Annotated in this window: 15 protein-coding genes; 9 read left to right on the top strand and 6 right to left on the bottom strand. The window is 70.0% G+C overall.

The features are described 5' to 3' along the window. Positions 1 to 79: 79 nt before the first annotated feature. Positions 80 to 520 carry a hypothetical protein gene (locus tag ACZ4NT_RS27860; protein WP_467728104.1) on the bottom strand — a complete coding sequence of 147 codons (441 nt, stop codon included), beginning with the start codon at positions 518 to 520 and terminating at the stop codon, positions 80 to 82. 518 nt (positions 521 to 1038) lie between these two features. On the opposite strand from ACZ4NT_RS27860, the gene ACZ4NT_RS27865 reads away from it, so the two are divergent. The 8 genes from ACZ4NT_RS27865 (at position 1039) to ACZ4NT_RS27900 (ending at position 10827) form a co-directional block, all read left to right on the top strand. Further along, positions 1039 to 1494 (top strand): hypothetical protein, encoded by a 456-nt coding sequence (locus ACZ4NT_RS27865; RefSeq protein ID WP_467728105.1) that lies wholly within the window; start codon positions 1039 to 1041, stop codon positions 1492 to 1494. Beyond that, entirely contained in the window at positions 1491 to 3281 is a 1791-nt protein-coding gene (locus tag ACZ4NT_RS27870) for a hypothetical protein (RefSeq protein ID WP_467728106.1), read from the top strand. The genes ACZ4NT_RS27865 and ACZ4NT_RS27870 overlap by 4 nt, the downstream gene beginning before the upstream one ends. Before the next feature lie 161 nt (positions 3282 to 3442). After that, entirely contained in the window at positions 3443 to 4540 is a 1098-nt protein-coding gene (locus ACZ4NT_RS27875; RefSeq protein ID WP_467728107.1) for a S8 family serine peptidase, read from the top strand. A gap of 108 nt (positions 4541 to 4648) precedes the next feature. Continuing rightward, on the top strand, positions 4649 to 4990 hold the full coding sequence (locus ACZ4NT_RS27880; protein ID WP_121406289.1) for a WXG100 family type VII secretion target: 342 nt from the start codon (positions 4649 to 4651) through the stop codon (positions 4988 to 4990). A 66-nt stretch (positions 4991 to 5056) separates the two neighbouring features. Further along, positions 5057 to 5359 carry a WXG100 family type VII secretion target gene (locus ACZ4NT_RS27885; RefSeq protein WP_121406290.1) on the top strand — a complete coding sequence of 101 codons (303 nt, stop codon included), beginning with the start codon at positions 5057 to 5059 and terminating at the stop codon, positions 5357 to 5359. 120 nt (positions 5360 to 5479) lie between these two features. Then, positions 5480 to 6478, top strand: coding sequence for a protein kinase family protein (locus ACZ4NT_RS27890; RefSeq protein WP_467728108.1), 999 nt, complete (start codon positions 5480 to 5482; stop codon positions 6476 to 6478). A gap of 10 nt (positions 6479 to 6488) precedes the next feature. Then, positions 6489 to 8696, top strand: a complete 2208-nt coding sequence (locus ACZ4NT_RS27895; protein WP_467728109.1) for a protein kinase domain-containing protein — start codon at positions 6489 to 6491, stop codon at positions 8694 to 8696. Between the two features lie 31 nt (positions 8697 to 8727). Further along, positions 8728 to 10827 carry a serine/threonine-protein kinase gene (locus ACZ4NT_RS27900; protein WP_467728110.1) on the top strand — a complete coding sequence of 700 codons (2100 nt, stop codon included), beginning with the start codon at positions 8728 to 8730 and terminating at the stop codon, positions 10825 to 10827. A 51-nt stretch (positions 10828 to 10878) separates the two neighbouring features. Here ACZ4NT_RS27900 and ACZ4NT_RS27905 read toward each other — a convergent pair whose 3' ends face one another. From ACZ4NT_RS27905 to eccCa, 5 genes are all read right to left on the bottom strand, one after another. Continuing rightward, positions 10879 to 11535 carry a hypothetical protein gene (locus ACZ4NT_RS27905; RefSeq protein WP_467728111.1) on the bottom strand — a complete coding sequence of 219 codons (657 nt, stop codon included), beginning with the start codon at positions 11533 to 11535 and terminating at the stop codon, positions 10879 to 10881. Between the two features lie 59 nt (positions 11536 to 11594). After that, positions 11595 to 12119 carry a hypothetical protein gene (locus ACZ4NT_RS27910; protein WP_467728112.1) on the bottom strand — a complete coding sequence of 175 codons (525 nt, stop codon included), beginning with the start codon at positions 12117 to 12119 and terminating at the stop codon, positions 11595 to 11597. A gap of 101 nt (positions 12120 to 12220) precedes the next feature. Next, positions 12221 to 14545 (bottom strand): hypothetical protein, encoded by a 2325-nt coding sequence (locus ACZ4NT_RS27915; protein WP_467728113.1) that lies wholly within the window; start codon positions 14543 to 14545, stop codon positions 12221 to 12223. Then, positions 14545 to 15066: a hypothetical protein gene (locus ACZ4NT_RS27920; protein ID WP_467728114.1), complete on the bottom strand. Its 522-nt coding sequence runs from the start codon at positions 15064 to 15066 to the stop codon at positions 14545 to 14547. Before ACZ4NT_RS27920 ends, ACZ4NT_RS27915 begins: the two co-directional genes overlap by 1 nt. Before the next feature lie 147 nt (positions 15067 to 15213). After that, complete coding sequence (gene eccCa / locus ACZ4NT_RS27925; RefSeq protein WP_467728115.1) at positions 15214 to 19182, bottom strand: type VII secretion protein EccCa; 3969 nt, start codon at positions 19180 to 19182, stop codon at positions 15214 to 15216. A 322-nt stretch (positions 19183 to 19504) separates the two neighbouring features. Here eccCa and eccD point away from each other — a divergent pair, with 322 nt between their 5' ends. Next, positions 19505 to 21013: a type VII secretion integral membrane protein EccD gene (gene eccD, locus ACZ4NT_RS27930; protein WP_467728122.1), complete on the top strand. Its 1509-nt coding sequence runs from the start codon at positions 19505 to 19507 to the stop codon at positions 21011 to 21013. Positions 21014 to 21068: the final 55 nt, after the last annotated feature.

Raw genomic sequence — 21068 nt, forward strand, 5'->3', positions numbered from 1 at the left:
GGTTCCCGGGAGGAGGACGGAGACGGGTACGAGAGACGCAACGAGTGCGTGGAGCAACGGGGTTGAGGGTCTGGTCCGACTAGAGGAGGTCGAGACCGGAAGGCCGCCGCACCTGCGCACCGACCGTCACGTCCGTCTTCTGGAAGAGCGCGTAGGTGCTCCGCAGGGCGTCCTTCTCCGAACCGAGTCTGTCCATCAGGGCCTTGACCTGCTCGCTCCAGGCCTTCTGGGCCTGCCGAAGCGCCCCGGACGTCACCCATCCGTGCCCGTCCCGGGCCCCGAACTCCTTGACGGCGACGGCCGTCTCCTCGTCGGCCCACGTTCCGCTCTTGCGGGTGTCGGGCTCCAGATGCTCCTCGATGGCCCGCGCGGCGGCCTTCTTCTCCGCCGGACGGGACGCCAGGTCGGGCCCACGGCCCCCGGTGCCGCTGCGCTGAGCGGGCAGCTGATCCAGCCGCACCCCGGCATCGCCCTGCCCGGCCACCCGCCCTCGAGCCCGCTCCCACTCGTCCCACGCCACGGCAGACCTCTTCCCGCATGCACTCTCGGTCATTGTCAGTGACGCAGAGTAGCGTTGATCGAAGTCGCCGACCGGGCCGTAGAGAGGGGTAAGGGCCCGTGTGGCGCGTAGCGACACGGCGGAACGGTTGCCGCGACTCGTTGGAGGGACGGAGGCTGCGTGACTTGACTCGTGCGGTGGTGTGCGGTGACCCGCGTCAACGCCGCGTGGAGCCGTGCACCCGCAGGTTTTGTAGTTGCAAAGATCCACTCGGATCGGCGGTGACGGCGAACGGATCGTGAGAGTCACCACTCGACCACGCGGGAGATGTGCGATTTGACGCTCTATTTGGATATTTGAGATCACCCACGCGCCGACACCTGGCGAGGTCTCGACGGTTTCGTAACTGACTCAGCACAAAGTTCAGTTGGCCGGGATTTACACAGTGACTACAGTGGTCAATGAGTGTGCCGCGGGCGGTTGAGCCGCAGCTGCCGCTCGGAGGCTGTACAAACGGGGAACGGGGAAGGGGACGCAGCGTGCTTCCTGCGGACATGGTCGGAGGGGCCGTCGGGCTCAGGCGGGGCCTGGAAGCGCTCAAGGACTTCAAGAAGCGCGTGGACACGCTGCTGACGGAGTTCGAGGGCTCCGCGGCGAGCGCGTCCAAGGTCGCCGCACACACGATCCCTCAGCAGGCCTTCAGCGGGGCGGGTGACTTCCCCGAGGCTTCCGGTCTCTACATCCAGTACCACCGGGTGCACGAGCGCCTCACGTCTCTCTCCAAGACCCTGGGTCTGCAGATCGAGGCCATGGGGATCGCGGTGCACGGTGCGGACGTCACGTTCGACAACCTCGACGAGGATCTGCGGCGTCGGTTCTGGGCGATCAAAGCCAAGGTGGACCACGAGCACGAGGCGGCCAAGCGAGCCAAGGACGGCCACGCCCAGCCGGAGCGCAACAACGAGAAAAAGGTCGAGGGCGGGTGGACGGCGTGACCGACAAGGAGCAGCCCAAGGACGTTCACGAGGCGGCCGATGTCCAGGTGGGCGCGACCGACATGCCCAACCGCATGTCGGAGATCATGCACGACGCCTTCGGGTTCGCGCGCATGAACGTCTTCGGCAGCACGAATTTCGAGGGACATGCCCTCAACGCGATGATCGACCTGGTCGAGAACACGCAGCCCGAGGAGCTCGAACGCGCCGGTGAGGCCCTGTGGAAGGCCCGGGACGCGATCAGCGCCGCGGCCAAGGAGCTCAGCGAGCACATCGACCGTGTCGAATGGGAAGGCGAGGCGGCCGAAGCCTTCCGCACCTGGGGCAGGAACCTCGCCAGGGACTCCACCCTGCTGGCGGACTACGCGGAGGTCGCGGGCGTCCAGATCACCGCTGCCGGTACGGGTCTGGCGTCCGTGCGCAAGGCGATGCCGCCCCGTGACGACAGGGCCGACAAGAAGACCGTCGACGACATCCCCCTCCCGGGACGGGTCGAGGGGAACAAGGACTACGCCGCCGCCCTGAAGGTGGAGAAGGACCGCCAAGAGGCGATCAACCAGATGAACCGCCTGGCGTCCTTCTACTCGGTCTCGGAACAGACCCTGGCGGCAAGCGAACCGCCCACGTTCTCGACGATGCCGGATGTGGGAGTTCCCAAGCCGGTGCCCACTCATGAGGGTGGATATTGGCAGGAGGGTTCGGGAACCTTCTCGGGGCGAACCGCGAGTGACTCACAGTCGACACCTGGGCACACCGGTCTGGTCTCCGAAGGTCGCTCTGGCGTTGCAGACTTGCGGGAGCCGATTACGTCCCCCAACGGGTCGCAGGTCGGTACCGAGATCGACAGCATCGCCGCGCCGCAAACAGTAACGGCCCCCACCACGAGTACGCCCGTGTCGGCCACTGGTGCGACGCCGCCCTCCACCAGCGCCCCGGTGCCCTTTGCCCCAGGGTTTGTGAAATCGGGAATGTCCGGTCCATCGAAGTCACTAGGTGGATCCGGCATTCCTAGGGCTTCTGCTCAGGCTCAGGGGAGCGCGCGTCAGAACGCAGCGAGAACGGGCAACCCGACTGCTACTGGACGTTCGGGGAACCCGACCGCCGCCGGACGAGCGCAAAGTCCTGGTGCCGCTGGACGCGCAGCCGCGAACGCCGCGAACCGCACTCCCAATGCGATGGGGCGGGCAGCAGCGACCGGGCAGGGCGCAGCTGGGGGGCGTTCCTCGGGAGGTGCCCGCTCATTGATGGGGCGGGCCGTCGCAGGAGGTACGCCGCGGGCCAGCGGAGCAAATCCCGCCCCCCGCAGCGGCGCGACGGGCGCCGGGCGGGCCAACGGAGTTGTGGGCGGTCGTCCGACGGGGGTCGCGCCAAGCGGGTCCGGTCCGCGGGTACCACGCGGCACGGTCATCGGCGGCGAGACACAGGCAGCCGCCCGAAACGCTGGTGCAGGAGCCAGGGTCGGGCAACGCGGAGTGATTGGAAACCCGAACGCGACGAGTGGCGAGGGTCGCTCTGTCCGCCGACCGGCAGCCAATCCCGACGGAGTCGTCGGCTCCCCTCAGGGAAAGGCCACGAAAGCCCGAGGTGCGCTCGGAGGACTCAACGCGGGAGGCGCGGGCGTGGTGCGTGACTCGTCAGGCCAGAGTCGGTCCGCAGGTGCGACGAAGCGAGGTTCAGCACCAAAGCCGAACCAGCGCGTGACAGACGAGGAGAGCAACCCGTCCGGCGGGAAGGGTGCTTCACGACGAGCGATCGACAGGCGCGAGCAGGGACTTTCAGACGCATGAAACCAGTAATCAGCCGACCCGGCACCGGAGCCATTCCGCTGAGAGGCCGGATGCGGAAGCGGGTGGCGTCGACAGCCGCAGCCGTCGGCCTATGCGTCGCGGTGTCCACGGGTGTTGCCAACGCAGACAGTAAGTCCCCGGATTTGTGGCACTTGGGCGCCATGTCCGCGCAGCAGATGTGGAAGGTCAGCACAGGCAAAGGCATCAAGGTTGCCGTCCTTGACACCGGTGTCAACGCCTCAGTGCCTGGGCTGCAAGGGCAACTCCTGACCGAGGACATCCCTCCCGGGGTTGCCTACGGGGCGACCAAGGATTACGCGGGACACGGCACGAGCATGGCCGAACTGATCGCTGGTACCGGCCGCGGAGGGGGCATCCAAGGCCTGGCACCCGGCGCGAAGATCATTCCGATCCGGGTCGCCTTGTCTGGATTGCAGGGCAAAGATGAGCGGAAGCGTACGGCCCTGCCCGCGGAGGCGATCCGGGCAGCCGCAGACTCTGATGCTCAGATCATCAATATGTCTTTCGGTGCTTACTACCCCAATGACGCTCAGAAGGCTGCTGTCAAGTACGCGGCCAGAAAAGGCAAGTTGCTCTTTGCTGCCGTCGGTAATGACGGCGACAGCTCCGACGACTTCATCGGCTACCCGGCGGCCTACCCAGAAGTGGTAGGAGTTGGCGCCGCGGACAAGAGCGGCGCCGTGGGGAAGTTCTCGCAGTCCGGCGATTACATCAGCCTGGCGGCTCCCGGCCTGGATGTGCCCGTCTGGTGCGACAACACCTTCCAGAGCTACTGCAAAAGCACGGGCACAAGCCAAGCCTCCGCCATCGCCTCCGCCTCCGCCGCCCTGGTCTGGTCCGCGCACCCGGACTGGACCGCGAACCAAGTGCTCCGCGTCCTGATCGACACGGCGGCGCGCGACTGGCCGAAGAACCAGCCGAGCAAGTACCTGGGCTACGGCCTCATCCGTCCCGGTTCCAACCTGCTCAAGGGCAAGGGCGACCCGGGACCCGCCGACGTCAATCCGATCACCAACGAGAAGACACCGGCCGGCGAGGCCGACGCCACTCCCTCCGCATCCGTCCCAGCCTCGTCACAGCCCCCGAAAAGCACTTCAGGCGGCCGGACTTCAGCGGCAGGATCAAGCTCGGAGCCGTCCGACGGCAACACGCTGTGGGTGGTCCTGGGAGCCGTCGCCGCGGCGGCGGTGATCGGAGGAGGCGGCTTCGCCGTGCTGCGTGCGCGTCGCAACGGCTGAGTACCCCCTCCCACTCGGCCCAACTTTCCAGGCCGGGTCGCGCTCTCCTCGACCTGAGACGCGCGCGCCCGGCACGTTCGTACGGCAATCCAGGAAGGAAGCCCAGTCATGGCAGAAGGCCAGCGGCTATCAGATGCCCAAGTAGTCAAGCTCGAGCAGGACATCGCGACGAAGTTCGAGTCCATCAAGGGGCAGGTCCACCGCCTTCAGGGGACCATCGACAGTCTCGAAAGCGGCCAGTGGAAGGGCATCGGTGCCGGTGCCTTCAACACCAAGCAGTACGAGATCAACACGTCGCTGGTGCGCATCGGCAACATCCTCACCAAGTTCCTCGAGGCCATGAGTGCCACCCGCAAGATCAAGGACGGCACCGAGGACGACATCCGTCAGGCCGTCAACAGCATCAACGTGTACGACGGAGCCCCGAAGTCGAGCCTCAGCGGTTTCTGAGCGAGTACCTCCTCGGACACCCGAGGCCGGATCCGTCGAAGCACAACATGAAGGAGTGGAGTGAGTATGGCCGGCAACAGCCACGATGAACTCGTAGTCAAATACGGGGCCCTCGACGCAGCCGCGACCGAGATCGGCAACCAGGCCAAGCAGCTCGAGCAGGACCTGGAAGAGATCAAGAAGATGGTCGCCAGTGTCGCCTCCGGCTGGGAGGGCGAGGCGCACAACATGTACAAGCAGCAGCAGACCCTGTGGGACAAGGAAGCCCGGGACATCCACCAGGCCCTCGTCTCCATCGCGCAGGTCGTCGGCCGCGCCGGCGGTGACTACATGGGCGGCGACAAGAAGGCCGCCAGCTACTACGCGTAGTGCCGGCGGGCACAGGTCACCGGGGTGGGCGCGCGCGGGAGGCGCCCACCCCGAGCCGTGCGAGGGACGAGGGGACAGAAGACGTGAACGCGCCGGACGGGATGCCGGGTCACTGACGCCATGACAACCGCACACCGCGTCGGCCCCTACACCGTGATCACCGCGCTGGACGCCCCCTCGGCCCACGTGCCGGTCCCGGAACGTCGCTTCATCGCCCGCGACGCCGACGACGGCCGTACCCTCCTGATCAGCACCCCGCGGGCGGGGGCGGACCCCCGGCGCTTCCGGGCGGAGGCCGAGATCTCCCGCTATCTCCTCGGTCCGGCGTCCGCGCCCCCGACCGAACTCGCCGCCCCCGACGACCCTCCCTGGCACGCCCGCTCCTACGTGCCCACGCTTCCGCTGCCCACTGCACTCGCGGTGCACGGCGGCCCGCTCCTCGAGCGCACCGTCCGGGCCATCGGCGCCGCCCTCGCCGAGACCCTCGCCATCGGGCACGGACAGGGCGTGGTCCACGCGGGGGTGTCACCCGCCGCCGTACTGCTCACCGCCGAGGGCCCGCGTCTCGGCTGCTTCGGCGCCGTGAGGACCGCGGCCCCGGACGGCACGCCTCGTTCCGGCCTGCCCGGACTCGACCCGGGGAGCCTGCCGCCCGAGCAGGCCGCCGGCGGCAGGCCCCGCCCCCTGGGCGACGTCTACGCGCTGGGTGCCACCCTCGCCTACGCGGCCACCGGCCACACCGTTCCGGAACGGGACGAACTCCCGGATTCCCTGCGCTCCGTCATCGGGCGGTGCCTCGCCCGGGACCCCTCCACCCGACCCCAACTGGCCGAACTCCTCGACGTGTTCCTCCCGGCCACGACCACCGCCACGACCACGGCCGCCGTCGGCGTCGGGACCGGGGACGGTGCACCCCTCACGAGCCGTGCCTCCGCGCTCACCACTCCCGGCTGGCTGCCCGGCCGCGTGATCGCTGCGCTCGCCCACCAGTCGGCGGCCATCCTCGCCGCGGAGGTTCCCCTGCCGTCCCCGACGGCCGGGGCGGACGCCGGATCCGCACGGAGCCGGCCGCGCCACCCGCACCCCGCCCCTTCCGCATCCGCCCACCGCCAGGACTGACGACACCCGCATGCCTCTGCCGCTCACCCACGACGACCCACAGGCGTTCGGCCCCTACCGTCCGATCGCCCGCCTCGGCGGCGGTGGCATGGGCACCGTTTATCTGGCGCGCTCCGCGGCAGGGCGAACCGTCGCGATCAAGACGATGCACGCCCGCTTCGCCTCGGACCCCGCGTTCCGCACCCGGTTCCGGCTGGAGTCCGATGCCGCCCGCGTCATCGGAGGTCAGCACGGTGCCGAGGTGGTGGACGCGGATCACTCCGCCGAGACCCCCTGGCTCGCGACCGAGTACGTCCTCGGGCCGCCCCTCGACGTGGCGGTCGAGCAGGCCGGTCCGCTCCCGGAGGCGTCGGTCCGCGTCGTGGGCGCGGCCCTGTGCGCGGCGCTCGGCCAGCTGCACCGCTCCGACGTGGTCCACCGCGACCTCAAGCCGTCCAACATCATGCTCACTGCGTACGGCCCGAAGATCATCGACTTCGGCATCGCCCGGGCGGCCGGCGACGACCGGCTCACCAGAACGGGGGCGGCCGTCGGAACTCCCGCGTTCATGTCGCCGGAACAGGCGACGGGGCAGGAGCACACCCCGGCCGGTGACGTGTTCGCGCTCGCCGGGGTGCTCGTGTTCGCCGCCACGGGGCGCGGCCCCTTCGGCCACGGGCAGCCCGCGGACCTTCTCTACCGGGTGCGGTACGCCGATCCGGACCTGGCCGGGGTGCCGACGGACCTGGCCCAAATCCTCGGCCGGTGCCTGGCCAAGGACGCCGCCGCGCGCCCCTCGACCTTCGAGCTGGCGGCCCGACTCCACGACGGTGCGGGGCAGTTCGCCGACCACCTGCCGGACGAGGTGCTCGCGGAGATCGCCCGACGGGCGACAGAGGTCTGGCAGATCGCGCCTCGCCGTCTCCCCGCGCCGCCCGAGGAGCAGATGACGCCCTCGATGGCACAGCCCGCTGCCGTGTCCCGGCGCCGACTGCTGCTGGCCGGCGGGGGCCTCGTGGCCGGGGCCGCGGCCGCCGGAACCGGAGCGTGGATGTGGCGGGAACGGCGCCCGCCGGAGTCGACGGCGCAACCGGCGCCGGGACCGAGCAACAGCGCGCTGCCGAAGAAGAAGCTCGACTCGCTCTGGCAGATCCAGGTGGCCGACCCGCCGAACGACATCCTGCCGGCGGAGCCCCTCGTCGTCGGCGACCTTGTCGCTCTGGTGGCCGGTTCCGGTCTTGGTGGTGTCGACGCGAAGTCGGGGTCGGTCAGATGGTCCTCCGACCAGATGGAGAAGACGACGCAGGTGGTGTCGGACGGCAACCGCATCCTCCGGCTCGTGGATCCCGAGGGGGCCGAAGGCAACCGGGGGCGCGTGAAGCCGTTCCCCCTGGTCATCGCATCCGTGGACGTGGCCGACGGCAAGGCGGACAAACCCCTCGCCGAGCTCTCGGAGTTCAACGGCGTGCTGTACGAGAACCAGGCGCTGTGCACAGCCGACGACATCCTCTGCCTGGCCGCCGGCCAGGGAAAGTACGCGGACGGCTTCCGCGCCGACCAGTCCTGGTCCGTCTTCGCTGTCGATGTCGGCACGGGAAGGAAGATGTGGTCCGACGGACTGCCCCCGCGCCCCGACGGGAGCGACCGCCTGCATTTCCTCGCGGCCAAGATCGTCGACGGCCGTCTCGTCGCCCTCCAGGAGACGAACGACGGCAAGGTGCGGGCCGTCGTACGCGATGTGCGGACCGGAAGTGTGCGGTGGGACAGGCCACTTGCCGGTGTCGAACCGCACACCGTGCGGGTGCCGCTCACGACGGATGACCGGCACCTCTATGTCGGCGGCCCGCTGCAGGCCCTGCGCCTGAGCGACGGCCGCCAGGTGTGGAGCTCGAAGTCCGGCCACGCCGGACGGAGTTACAGTCCACCGGCCCTCAAAGACGGCGTGGTCTACGCGGTGGAGAAGGATGTCGGCCTGGTCGCGTTCGGTGCCGCCGACGGACGGCAGAGGTGGCGGGAGAAGAGCGGAGGAGCAGTGAAGACGGATGCCGCCGTACCGCCGGTGATCGGGTCCGACCAGGCCTACGTCAAGAGCGCTTCGACGCTCCGGGCCATCGACCTCTCCACCCGCACCACCGTCCGTGCCTACAAGACCACGGGGGACCGCTTCATCGCCCATGAGCAGGCCGAGGTGACCATCGCCCTCGGTGGCAAGTTCCTCGCGGCCTTCCCCCTCCGGTGAGTTCATTGAGTCGAGCAGAGAGCAACCAGCCATGAAACCTCTCGGTATCGGCGATCCGCTGCGTCTCGGCCCGTACCGGCTGCTCGGAGTCCTCGGTGAAGGCGGCATGGGCAAGGTGTACGTGGGCCGGGACAGCTCCGGAGTCATGGCAGCGGTCAAGGTGCTGCGTCCGGAACTCGCCCACGAGACGGACCTGGCCCGGCGCTTCGTTCGGGAGGCACAGGCGGCACGAGCCGTGACCAGTGCGGGAGTCGCCGCGGTGCTCGGAGCGCAGACCGAGGGCGGACGCCCGTGGATCGCCACGGAGTTCCTGGTCGGCCCCACCCTGGACGAGGCGGTCGGCACGCACGGGCCGCTGGACGAGACGGCCGTACGTGCTCTCGCGGTGTCGATCGCGCGCACACTCGCGGACATCCACGCGGCCGGCTTCATCCACCGCGACCTCAAGCCCTCGAACATCGTGCTGACGTCGAAGGGTCCGCGCGTCATCGACTTCGGTATCGCCCGGCCCGAGCACGGCCTGACCCTCACGACGACCGGCCAGATCCCTGTGACCCCCGGCTACGGAGCACCCGAGCAGGTGCTGGGGCACCGCGTCACCGCCGCCGCCGACGTGTTCTCGCTCGGCGCCGTCCTCGTGTACGCGGCGACGGGACGACGGGCGTTCGACGGCGGGCATGTGGCCGCGGTGCAGTACGAGGTCGTGCACGGCACGCCTCGGCTGGAGGGGCTGTCGGCCGGGCTTCACTCACTCGTCTCGCCCTGCCTCAGCAAGGACGCGGCGGCCCGCCCCGCACCCGGCCTGGTCGTGGCGGCTTCCGCCACGCGCGGTGCCGGACGAGTGTGGCGCCGGGGCGCGGTAGCCGAGGAGATCAAGGAACGTGAGCGCCGTGTCCGGGAGCTGACGGCCACGGCCCAGGCGGGTACGGCACCCGCGCCGAGCCGCCGTCGCGCGCTCATGGGGTTCGCGGCGGGCACCGCGGCCCTCACCGCTGGGGGCGCGACCGCCGCCTGGCTGCTGTTCCCGCAGGAGGCGGAGGACAAAGCGGAGCAGGACCCGTTCACCTTCCCCGCAGCCGTGAAGACGCCGTCGGCACGCGTGCTCTCGGCGGACGACGGCGACTACATCGTCGGGGAGTCACCGAAGCCGCTCTGGGGCCCGCGCGACATGGTCGCCCTGGACTCTCCCGCGCCGCTTCCCGTTCGGGACGTCGTCGTTTTCGGGGCACCGGAAGGCGGCATAGCGGCGCACAACGTAGTGGACGGGAAGCGCCGCTGGGCGGCGTACGACGTGACGACGGAGGGCCGCTACCTGTCGCTCTCCGACCGCCTGATCGCGGCCGTCGACACCCAGGGGGTGCTGCGAACGTTCGTGGCGTCCACCGGCGAGGCGAAGTGGACGGCCGATGTAGACGCGGCATCGCTGGTGGCCGCGGACGAGGAAGCGGTCTACGTCGTGACGAAGGACAGCCGGCTGCGCAGCGTGGGCCGCTCGGACGCGAAGGTCCGCTGGACGGCGCGTGTCCCGGCCGAGTACCGCAAGCGGATACTCCCGCGAGCTGCCGTCGGGGACGGGCGGCTCGTCCTGGCGACGAAGGACGGCCACGTCTTCGCGGTGGACACGAGCGACGGCCGTCACGTCTGGGAGCTGCGGGACCAGGCGAAGGGGCTCGACGCCGTCGACATCATCCCCCTCGTGCAGGACCACACGGTGTATCTCAACGGCGAGACACTCACGGCCCGCCGGATCGGCGACGGCAAGGAGCTCTGGACGGCCGAGGACACGGACGAGCAAGACCGCTCCGTGGAGTGGGGCCCGGCCCGCTTCCACTCCGGCTCCGTCTACGCCGTCGCCGGGAACTGGCCCAAACGGATCGACAGCGCCGACGGCAGCACCACATGGACGTCGCGGGCCTCGGCGGCCGGCGCGGCGCCGGTGCCCGTGCAGGGGAGCGGGGTCTGGATGGTCGAAGACCGGGACACCAGCGAGGTGCTGACGGTGGACATCGACGACGGCTGGCAGGTCTGGTCGTACCGTCTCCCCGTCGCCGAATGGCACTCGATCGCGGCCGACGGCAACCGGGTCTTCTTCAGAAGCGACACCACCCTCTGCGCCCTGCCCGTCTTCTGAACGCCCCGCAGCGACAGCACGGGCGGGGGCCCTGGCAGCGCCCTCCGCGGGTCAGCCGCCGGCCATGCTCGCCGACGCGGCCTCACCGTCCTGAACCTGGCGGGCGCGCTTCGCGAACGTCGAGGCGAAGTCGGCGATCAGCTCCTCGCTCATGCCCACGCCCGGGGCGGCCTCTCCCATGGTCAACAGGATTGCGCTGCCCACCCGCACCTGAGCGATCACGCTCTTCGAGTCCTTGTCGAAGGAGGGGCCCAGCCCGGCCACGGCGTCGTCGCGCTCGCCGATCTCGCCGAGATCAACGTTCCGGGACTCCGGGACCCCCTTCTTCCACGCCTTCCAGACCCGGTCGTAGGCGGACGCAGCCGTGTCCGCGTCCGGATAGGTCGTGATCACGAAGGAGATCCGGGGCTTGCGGGAACTCTGGAACACGGACGAACCGGCGAAACGCACGTCCTCGCACGACGCCCGCGTGTAGCACCGCGCGACCCCGAGGGACAGCGCCTTCTTCAGGGGATGGGCGACGGGCTCCGCGGCGATCTTCCAGTCGGGGACGGCCTGCTTGTCCGGCAGTATCTCCCGCGTCCGCTTCGCGTCCAGTGTCACGGCGCCTTCATCCCCGCTTCCGCCGCAGGCGGCAAGGAGCGGCAGTACGGCGGTGGTGGCGACGACGGCGAGGAGGCCGCGGCGACGAGGTGTCGGAACCGGCATGATGTGGGGGCTTTCCGATGGTGAGGGAGTCGCGGCTGGGGCGGCGTGACGTCGTCAGCTCATGCGCAGGCGTCCGACTCCGCGACGGCCTTCGTGTAGTCCGCGGTCAGCTTCTTCATCGCGGACGCGTCCTGTCGTTCCTCGTCGTATGCCTGCACCGCGGTGTACAGGACGTGCCCGGCCTGGTCGGGGCTGCTGCAGGGCTGCACCCTGCCCACGCCGCCCGTGCCCGAGTAGAGGAAGACGCCGTCCTGTGTGGACTTCGCCGACTCCAGCTCCGGGTGGGCCTCGGCCACGTCGGTGATGCCGTCCCGCTTCTCCCACCATTCCCGGCTCAGCGTCAACGCGGCCTTGCCGTCGATGTTCACCTGGCAGCGCGTCCGGCTGGGCACCGGGTTCTTCTCCTGGACGTCGAGCTTCTTGCCGGCGGGCAGGAACGTCGAGACCAGGTCCTGGTCGACCGTGACACCGCACAGCGCCCGGGGTACGTCGTACTCCTTCTTCTCCTCGGACCCCGAGCAGCCGGCGAGCATGCCGAACGCCGCGAGCACGGCCGATGCCTGAGCGACCCGTCGAGCAAACAACTGAGAGCCTTCCTTCGGTTCGGGCGACGGGTCACTGGTGTGAGCCGCGCGTGGGTCCGATGCGGGGCCACGCCCCACGGTCGATGGGACGCAGCCCGCGGTCAGATGTCCGTGACCAGTTCCGGGGCCACCCGGTCCATGTAGGACCCGGCCTCCATGAATCCCTTGGACGACTCGTCCTCCGCCCAGGTGGCGACGTCACCGGGGTGCGCCAGGTGATGCGCCAGAGCGGCCTCCGAGGCGGCCCTGCGGGTGTACTTCATGTTGCTGTCCTGGCCGTTCTCCCAGTTCTCGCCCATCTTGGGGCCCGCCTCGTCCTTGGCGCTGCCCTCGACGTCCTTGAACATCTGCTCCAGGACCACGCTGGTCACGGTGCCGGCGGCACCACCGACGCCGGCACCTACGACGGGGCTGGCGATGAAGGACGTACCGACGCCGACTCCCGTACCGACCGTCCCCGAGATGACGTTCTTCCACTGGGACACCGAGTGGTCGTAGTCGTCGTCCGACGCCGCGGCAGGGCCGGCGATCGCTTCGTTGCGCCCCATGGCGAGCGTTCCCGAGACCTGGCCCGAGTGCCGCGCGATGTCGCGGACCGTGAGCTCCAGGTCGTGGTTGGGGCGCTGGCCCTCCGGCAGATCCGGGTTGAGGTGCATGTCCATCAAGCTGGCCATGTACTGCTTCTGGCCCACCTCGACCGCCGCGTACCCTTCCGGATTCTGGCCGACGGCGAAGAGGAAGCGCGAGGCGTCGCGGTGGTTCAGCTCGGCGGACGAGCCCGCGACGGGGTAGAGCTTCTCGACCCGGTCCCAGGCAGCCTGGGCGTCCCGGTCGTTCTTGTCCGGGTTGGGATCCACGTCGGTCGCGGCGCGGTTGATGTCCGGGAGGTACTCGGAGGCTATCTGGCCCATGCTGTCCGACATGTAGCCCTTGTCGGTGAGGCGCGTGGGGTCGTCCGAAATGGAGGCCACGATGCCTTCGAAGAGCTTGGTCTGGCCCGCGTTGTGGGCCGGGGTGTCCGCGGTGGGAAGTTCACCCGCCGGATGCCCCGTCGTCGCCGCCTCCAGGGCCAGCGCCATGTTGTTGCGGCCCGCGATGCTGTCCTCTCCCTTGTCGTCCTGGTCCATGGGCCAGTCCCGCTCGTTGAAGAGGTAGTCGAAGTTGGACAGGGACTTCTTGACGTCCTTGCCGTCCTTCTTCTCGGTGAAGTCGTGGTCCTCGTCCTTGGTGACGAAGTCGTCGTTGAAGAACTCGGTGGCCGCGTCGGGGCTGTTCGACAGCGCCTTCAGATAGCCGGTCATCGGGTCCCAGCCGGAGTCCGTGCCGGTGCGGTTGATGAGCGGGTCCATGCCCATGCGCTGCCAGGCACCGTGCCGGCCGTTGCTCGTGAACTTCTTCTCCGTCTCGATCAGCTTGCCGCCGTAGTCGGTCAGGAAGCGGTCGTCGTAGTCGCCCCACCGCATCAAGTTGGACATCACCTGGGCACCCAGCGGAAAACCGCCGCTGCGGCCGACTGGCTTGTCGGCCAGGTCGACCATCTTGCTCTTCCACTCGGTCATGTCGGCCGTGTCGCTCTGCGTCGCGTTGGCCAGAGTGAGGCTCAGGTTCTTCTGCAGGTCGTCGTACTGGTCCACCCGCTTGCTGCCCACCGCGTAGGCGCTGTGCGGGTCGTTGAGCCCGGTCCAGAAGTCGAGCGTGCCCTTCGGCCCGAGCTTCGTGGCGAACTCCTCCGCGAACAGGTCGTCGTTGGCGTACTTCTTCAGGCCCGCGTTGAGCCGGTCGAAGTCCTCGACGCTGAGGTCCTCCGGCTTCTTCTTCGCGAGCGCGGCCAGCTCGTCGGCCTCCTTGACGGCATCAGCCGCGGAGTCCCGGTCCGTGTAGCTCGCATCGGAGAAGCCGAGCCGGCTCTGGTCGGCCAGGGCCTGCAGCACGGTGCCGGCGGAGTCGTCGATCTGCGTCGCGTCGTCGAGGATCTTCTGGACCTCGTCGCGCAGAGCGGTGACGTCGTGCTCGTCGTGTTCGGGGACCGTCGTCCCCTTCGCCGCACGGTCGGGGTGGATGTTCATCGTGACGGTGAAACCGCCGCCCCCGGTGGTCGTCACGGTGAGGTTCTTCTTCAGGCCGCGCTCGATGGAGTCCTTGAGCTTGGTCTGACTGGCCTTCAGTTCACCGAGGGTGTCCCGCAGGATGTTCCGTATGGAGGTCGCCTGGGTGTGGGCGTCCGCGAACTCGCCGGCGGTCTTGCCGACGAACTCCTTGGACACGGTGGCGTTCTCGCCGGTCCAGTTGGCCTTGTTGGCGGCGCCGCGGAGTCCTTTGTCGGCGGATTCCTTGAGCTCGTCGAGGTCGCCGATCATCGTCGTCCAGTCGGTGACCGCTTCTTCGAGGAGCTTGAAGTCGGCGAAGCGGAGCGCGTCGAGGTCCATCAGTCGCCCTTCTTGTCTTTCTTGTCGTCCTTGTCGACGTACGCGGGGTTCTTCTCACCCGGAGCGCCCACACGTTCGTCGAAGCCCTCGTCCAGGACGTCGATGCTGCTCATCTGCCGCCGGATGTAGTGATCGTCTCCGGCGTGGAGCTTCTTGGTGACGTGCATGTGGTTGGAGATGTGGGCGCACGCGTCGCGCAGGGAGGCGAGCTGCTCGTCCCAGCGGGTGGAGACGTGCTGGAGGCCGCCCCCGAGGGAGAAGCCCTGCTTGGTCAGGTCACCGGCGGCCTTGTCGCTGCTGGGGACGGCGCGGCGGCCCTTGTTCCACAGGTCGTTGTAGAGGGTGAAGGCATGCTCGCCGATCTTCGCCAGGTCACCCTGGTTCACGGTGAGATCGCCGTACTGACTCGGGTCCGTGACCCGGCCACCGCCTCCGCCCGGCTCCAGCTGGTTGAGCTGCATATGGTCCGACTGCCGCTCGGCAGCCCGCGACTTCAACTGCTCCCACTCGTCCCACGCCATGCGCGACCCTTCCCGTGTCCCCGTCGAACCCGCCTTCTGGGCGGGACCGCTCCGCCGTCCATCGGCAGGCTCAATCTGCGAAGCTGATCCAAGAATCCCGAGCGACCGCGACGCACTCCGCGGACGTGACGTCGCCGCCGCCCACCATCAGTAAGCAACCTCCGGCACCAACCCCGTCTGCACCAAGGGCTTCCCCCGCTTCCGGGAGACGAAGACGCCGCGGCCCACCGGCATCGGCCGTGGCCTGACCCCGCCGAGGATGTCGCCCTCGCCCGGATCGCCGGCCATCACGACACCCTGGGCGCCGAGTTCCTTCATCCGCTGCATGAACGGCTCGTACGCCGCACGCCCCGCGCCCGCCGTCGAGCGGGCGATGATGAAGCGCACGCCGACGTCGCGGGCGAAGGGGAGCAGTTCCGTCAGGCCGCCCAGCGGGTTCCCGCTCGACGTGGACACCAGGTCGTAGTCGTCCACGATCACGTACACCGTCGGCCCCCGCCACCAGCTCCGGTCCCGCAGCTGCTGCGCCGTCACGTCGGCCGTGGGCGTCCGGCGCTGCATCAGGTCCGCCAGGGCGGTCATGTGGTGGTCCATGGCGTTGGACATCGGGATGTACTCCGCCAGGTGCGAGGACGGCGTGGCGTCCAGCAGCGAACGCCGGTTGTCCACGACGAACAGCTTGCACTCGTCGCCCGAGTACCGGGTGGTCAGCTGCTGGATGAGCAGCCGCAGCAGGTTCGACTTGCCCGTCTCGCTCTCGCCGAAGACGAGGAAGAACGGGTCCTGCTCGAAGTCGACGAAGACCGGTTCGAGGTTGTCCTCGTCCAGGGCGAAGGCCACCCCGCGGCGCGGGAACCGGTCGCCCGGCGGCAGCTGCTCCGCCGGGAACTCCCGCGGCAGCAGCCTGACCTCGGGCGCACCCGGCCCCTCCCAGTGACGGGCGACCTCGGTCGTCAGCGCCGCCGTGGCATCGGCGAGGTCCGAGTCCGAGGTGAGCCCGTCGATCCGCGGCACGGCGCCCATGAAGTGCAGCTTCTGCGGCGACTGACCGCGGCCCGGCACCCCGGTGGGGACGTTCGCCGCCACCTTGCGGTCCAGCTCGGAGTCCATCGTGTCGCCGAGCCGCAGCTCCAGGCGGTTCATCAGGTGGTCCTTGAGGTTCGAGCGGACCTCCATCGACCGGGACGCGGTGAGCACGACGTGGATGCCGTAGCCGAGACCCCGCGCGGCCATGTCGAGGACGACCTGTTCCAGACCCTCGTAGTCCGCGCGGAAGTTCCCCCAGCCGTCGATGACGAGGAAGACGTCGCCCCACGGCTGCTCGGTCACGGAGATCTCGCCGCGGGCACGCTTGGTGCGGAACTCCGCGATGGACGAGATGCCGGACGAGCGGAAGTACTCCTCGCGGCGCGTCATGACGCCGTACACCTCGGCGACCGTGCGGCGCACCCGCTCGGGGTCGAGCCGGGACGCGACGCCGCCGACGTGCGGCAGCCCGGCGATCGCCGACATGCCGCCACCGCCGAAGTCGAGCCCGTAGAACTGCACTTCGTGCGGGGTGTGGGTCAGGGCGAACGAGGCGACCAGCGTGCGCAGCAGCGTCGACTTGCCGGACTGCGGGCCGCCGACGATCTGCATGTGGCCCGCCGCGCCCGAGAAGTCGACCCACAGCGGGTCGCGGCGCTGCTCGTACGGTTTGTCGACGAGGCCGACGGGGACGACGAGGCGTCCCGCACCCTCGTACCCGGGCTGGGTGAGACCCCGGCCCCGGACCGCCGTGAGGCCCGGCAGCAACCCGTCCAGCGACGGCGGGCTGTCCAGCGGTGGCAGCCACACCTGGTGCGCGGCCGGCCCCTGCGCCTCCAGCCGGCGCACGATCACGTCGAGCACGGTGTCCGCGAGCGCGTCGTCCGTGTCGGGCGACGCCTCCGGGCGCTGCTGGGGCACGGTCACGTACTGCACCGGTACCTCGGCGGCCGTGAACACCACCGGCCGCCGGTCCAGCGGCAGCGGCCCGCCCAGTGCGGCGGACTGGGCCGCGCCCGAGCGGTACACCCCGGAGACGTACGCCGCCTTGAAGCGGACCATCTCGTCCGTGCCGAACTTCAGGAAGCCCGAACCCGGCACGTTCGGCAGCTCGTACGCGTCCGGCACGCCCAGCGCCGCCCGCGACTCGGCGGCGGAGAACGTCCGCAGACCGATCCGGTACGACAGATACGTCTCCAGGCCGCGCAGCCGGCCCTCCTCCAGGCGCTGCGAGGCCAGCAGCAGGTGGACGCCCAGCGACCGGCCGATGCGGCCGATCTGCACGAACATCTCGATGAAGTCCGGCTTCGCGGTGAGCAGTTCGCTGAACTCGTCGATCACCAGGACGAGGGAGGGGATGGGCTGCAGCGGGGCGCCGGCCGCCCGCGCCTTCTCGTAGTCGTGGATGTTGGCGTAGTTGCCCGCGTCGCGCAGCATCTCCTGGCGGCGGTTGAGCTCGCCGCGGATGGAGTCGCCCATGCGGTCGACGAGGGTGAGGTCGTCCGCGAGGTTGGTGATGACGGCCGCCACGTGCGGCATCTGCGCCATGCCGGCGAAGGTGGCACCGCCCTTGAAGTCCGCGAGGACGAAGTTCAGGGTCTCCGAGGAGTGGGTGACGGCGAGGCCGAGCACCAGCGTGCGCAGCAGCTCCGACTTGCCGGAACCGGTCGCGCCGACGCACAGACCGTGCGGACCCATGCCCTCCTGTGCGGCCTCCTTGAGGTCCAGCATCACGGGGCGGCCGTCCTCGCCGACCCCGATCGGCACCCGCAGCCGCTCGGCGAGCGAACGCGGCCGCCAGGTGCGCTTGGTGTCCACCGACGCGGCGTCGCCGAGGCTCAGCAGGTCGGTGAACTCCAGGTTGGCGAGCAGCGGTTCGTCGTCGTCGCCGCCCGACGCCATGCGCAGCGGCGCCAGTTGCCGCGCAAGTGCCTCGGCGGACTCGTACGAGAGGGTGTCGGGAATCCCCTCGTAGACGATGCCGTGCCCGGACTCCAGATGCAGCTCCTGCGGCTGCACGACGATGGAGAGGTCGCCCTGCGCGCCCGTGAGTTCGCCCGGCACGACTTCCAGGACGGTGACGCCCTGCAGGCCCTCGGGCGAGGCCAGGACGGAGTCGGGCAGCAGCGACAGGCCGTCGAGTACGACGACGATGTGCGGTTCGTCGGCGAGCGGGGCGGCGTTCGGGTGGAAGCGCGGGCGGCCGGTGAGGCGGGTGGCGAGCAGGTCCTCCAGCTCGCGGGTGTCGCTGCCGATCAGACGCCGGCTGCCCGCGCCGTCCACCGCGCCGGGCGCCTGGACGTGCGGCAGCCACTTGGCCCACTCCCAGTGGGGCAGCGCCGCACGCCCGGCGGCGACCACGATCACCAGGTCCTCGGGGGAGTGCAGCGAGGCCAGCGAGGCGGTCAGGGCGCGCGCCGAGGCACGGACGGACCCCGGCTCACCGCTGACCGTCACGTGGTAGAAGGCGCGCAGTGAGACGGCCATCGGCAGGTCGTCCAGCGTGCTGTGGGTGGCGACGAACCGCTGCATCGCGCCCGCCGTCAGCGGCTCCAGCTGGTCCACGGGGCCGGTCTCGGGGGTGAGCAGCGGGGTGGCGAGGGACTGCGGTCCGAGACCGATGCGGACCTGGGCGAAGTCCTCGTCGCCGGGACGCCGCTCCCACAGCCGGCTGCCCTCCGCGACGAGCGCCCACAGCTGCTCGGGGGAGGGGTGCAGGTAGTACTGGGCGTCGCGCTGCTTCCTGGCGGTGCCGACGGCCGAGCGCCGGGCCTGCGACAGATAGCTCAGGTAGTCGCGGCGCATGTCCGCGAGCTGGCCCTGGGAACCGCGTCGGAAGCGGACCACCATCGCGATGGACATGGCCACCGTCGACGCGATCATCACCATGCCCATGATCTTCATGAAGGGCTGTCCGTTGGTGAAGAAGAAGACCACCGAGCCGCCCATGCCGAGGGTCGGCAGCAGCTGCATGAGGACGCTCTCGTGGTGCCCCCGCGGCAACTCGGGCGGCGGTTGCAGGACGACCTCGTCCGTGGGCACCTCGGACGGCAGCACCCGCGGCGGCCGCTTCACGACGATGTGGCTCACTGCTCACCAATTCCCTTGCCGGCCCCAGGGTCTTCCGCCCGCCGCCCCGTGTCAGGCGGACGCAGGCCGCCGCGTGATCCTACTGACTTCACGCGGGACCGGTGGGCGGTAGGGTGCCGGATGTTCGCGTGAGCACACGCGAACGAGGCCGAAGAATCAGGGCATTTCGCGCCATGTGAGGGTGTGCGGAGCCCGCTGGTCGGCCGGACGGGCCCCGGACCGGCGCCGCGCCGAGCGATCGGCGGAGGACACCGGAGAAACGGGCGCAGGACCTTCACAGCGCAGTCCCAGAACCATCACTGAGGGGGAGCAGCAGGTGAGCATGACGGCCTCCGCGACGACCACCGGAGCCGGCGGTCCCGGTCCCGGAGCCCCTTCGGGGGCGGACACGGGCCTCGGATTCTGCCGGGTCACCATCGTCGCGCCGGACAGCAGGATCGACGTGGCGCTGCCCGACGACATCCCGGTCGCCGACATCTACCCGGAGATCCTGCGGCTCTCCCGGCAGAGCCCCGCGGAGGGCGCCCCGGTCGGCTACCACCTCGTACGGCGCGACGGCACCGTCCTCGACAGCTCCCGTTCCTTCGCCGCCCAGCGCATTCTCGACGGCGAACTCCTCACGCTGCGCCCGTTCTCCGAGTCACTGCCGCCCGCGGTCTTCGACGACGTGTCCGAGGCGGTGGCCTCCGCCGTCACCCGTGAACGCACCCTGTGGAGCGGAGACCTGACGCGCGCCGCGGGTCTCGTGGGCGGCGGGGTCCTGCCGACGCTGCTCGCCTTCGTCGCCTGGACGGCCGACCCGCGGCACGACATGCACAGCCTGCCGGGCATCCTCGCGGCCGTGACCGGCATCCTGCTGGTGGTGGTCGCCGCCGTGCGCGCCCGGGTCTACGACGACCGGACCTCGGCCGTCGCGCTCGGGCTCGGCGCCCTGCCGAACATGGCGGTGGCGGGGTCCGGGCTGCTGGCCCTCGCCGACGGCCAGGGCATCGGAAAGCTCCAGTTCCTGCTCGGCTGCGCGGCGGTACTGGTGGCCTCGGTGGTGCTCACCCTGTGCTCCCCGCGCGGCGACGGCCCGTTCGTGGCCTTCGTGGGCGCCTCCGCCATCGGTCTGATCGCCGTGTTCGTGGCGCTCCTCGCGCACTGGACCCCCACCGAGACGGCTGCGCTGTGCGCCCCCGTCGCCGTGGGCGCCCTGGCGTTCCTGCCCGGGCTCTCCATGCGCTTCGCCCGGCTGCCGATCGGCTTCGACGCGCCGGACAACACCCAGCGCAGCGCGTACGGCGCCGACCCGGTGGCGCCCGAGCCGGTCGACGCCGAACGCATCCAGGCACAGGCCCGGCGCGGTCACGAACTCCTCGTCGGCCTGGTCGGCGGCTGCGCGCTCGTCGCCGTCGCGGCCTGCGCGGTGCTCGGTTTCTCCGACGACGTCTGGGGCCAGCTGCTGGCCTGCGCGACCGGTGTCGCGCTGGCGATGCGCGCCCACCTCTTCCGCTACACCGCGCAGGTCGCGCCCGTCCTCGCCGCGGGGCTCGCCTCGCTCGTCCTGCTCGGTCTGGGCCTGGCGCTCCATCCGCCGCGGTCGCTGATGCTCGACGCGCTGCAGGGGGACCGTGCGGCCCTGGACATCCGCACGATCTGGCTCGTCGCGGTGATCGCGGCGGCGGCGACTCTGGTCACCGCCCTGGGCCTGATCCTCCCGCGCGGCGGCCTCACCCCGTTCTGGGGGCGCTTCCTGGAGATCGCCGAGGGCTTCGTCCTGCTGACGCTCGTCCCGCTGGCACTCGCCGTCTTCGACGTGTACGCGGCGGCCCGCGCGATGACCAGCTGACGGTGCCCCGGCGCCTCGACCGGCCAGGGCGGCACCGGGTCGGCGCCTTCATCAC

The organism is Streptomyces sp. NPDC026417, assembly GCF_055567695.1.

Excerpts from the sequence above, each read along its gene's own strand:
- ACZ4NT_RS27915 (WP_467728113.1), bottom strand. The coding sequence starts at position 14,545 with ATGGACCTCGACGCGCTCCGCTTCGCCGACTTCAAGCTCCTCGAAGAA.
- ACZ4NT_RS27885 (WP_121406290.1), top strand. The coding sequence starts at position 5,057 with ATGGCCGGCAACAGCCACGATGAACTCGTAGTCAAATACGGGGCCCTC.
- eccD (WP_467728122.1), top strand. The coding sequence starts at position 19,505 with ATGACGGCCTCCGCGACGACCACCGGAGCCGGCGGTCCCGGTCCCGGA.
- ACZ4NT_RS27880 (WP_121406289.1), top strand. The coding sequence starts at position 4,649 with ATGGCAGAAGGCCAGCGGCTATCAGATGCCCAAGTAGTCAAGCTCGAG.
- ACZ4NT_RS27890 (WP_467728108.1), top strand. The coding sequence starts at position 5,480 with ATGACAACCGCACACCGCGTCGGCCCCTACACCGTGATCACCGCGCTG.
- ACZ4NT_RS27875 (WP_467728107.1), top strand. The coding sequence starts at position 3,443 with ATGTCCGCGCAGCAGATGTGGAAGGTCAGCACAGGCAAAGGCATCAAG.
- ACZ4NT_RS27895 (WP_467728109.1), top strand. The coding sequence starts at position 6,489 with ATGCCTCTGCCGCTCACCCACGACGACCCACAGGCGTTCGGCCCCTAC.
- ACZ4NT_RS27900 (WP_467728110.1), top strand. The coding sequence starts at position 8,728 with ATGAAACCTCTCGGTATCGGCGATCCGCTGCGTCTCGGCCCGTACCGG.
- ACZ4NT_RS27905 (WP_467728111.1), bottom strand. The coding sequence starts at position 11,535 with ATGCCGGTTCCGACACCTCGTCGCCGCGGCCTCCTCGCCGTCGTCGCC.
- ACZ4NT_RS27920 (WP_467728114.1), bottom strand. The coding sequence starts at position 15,066 with ATGGCGTGGGACGAGTGGGAGCAGTTGAAGTCGCGGGCTGCCGAGCGG.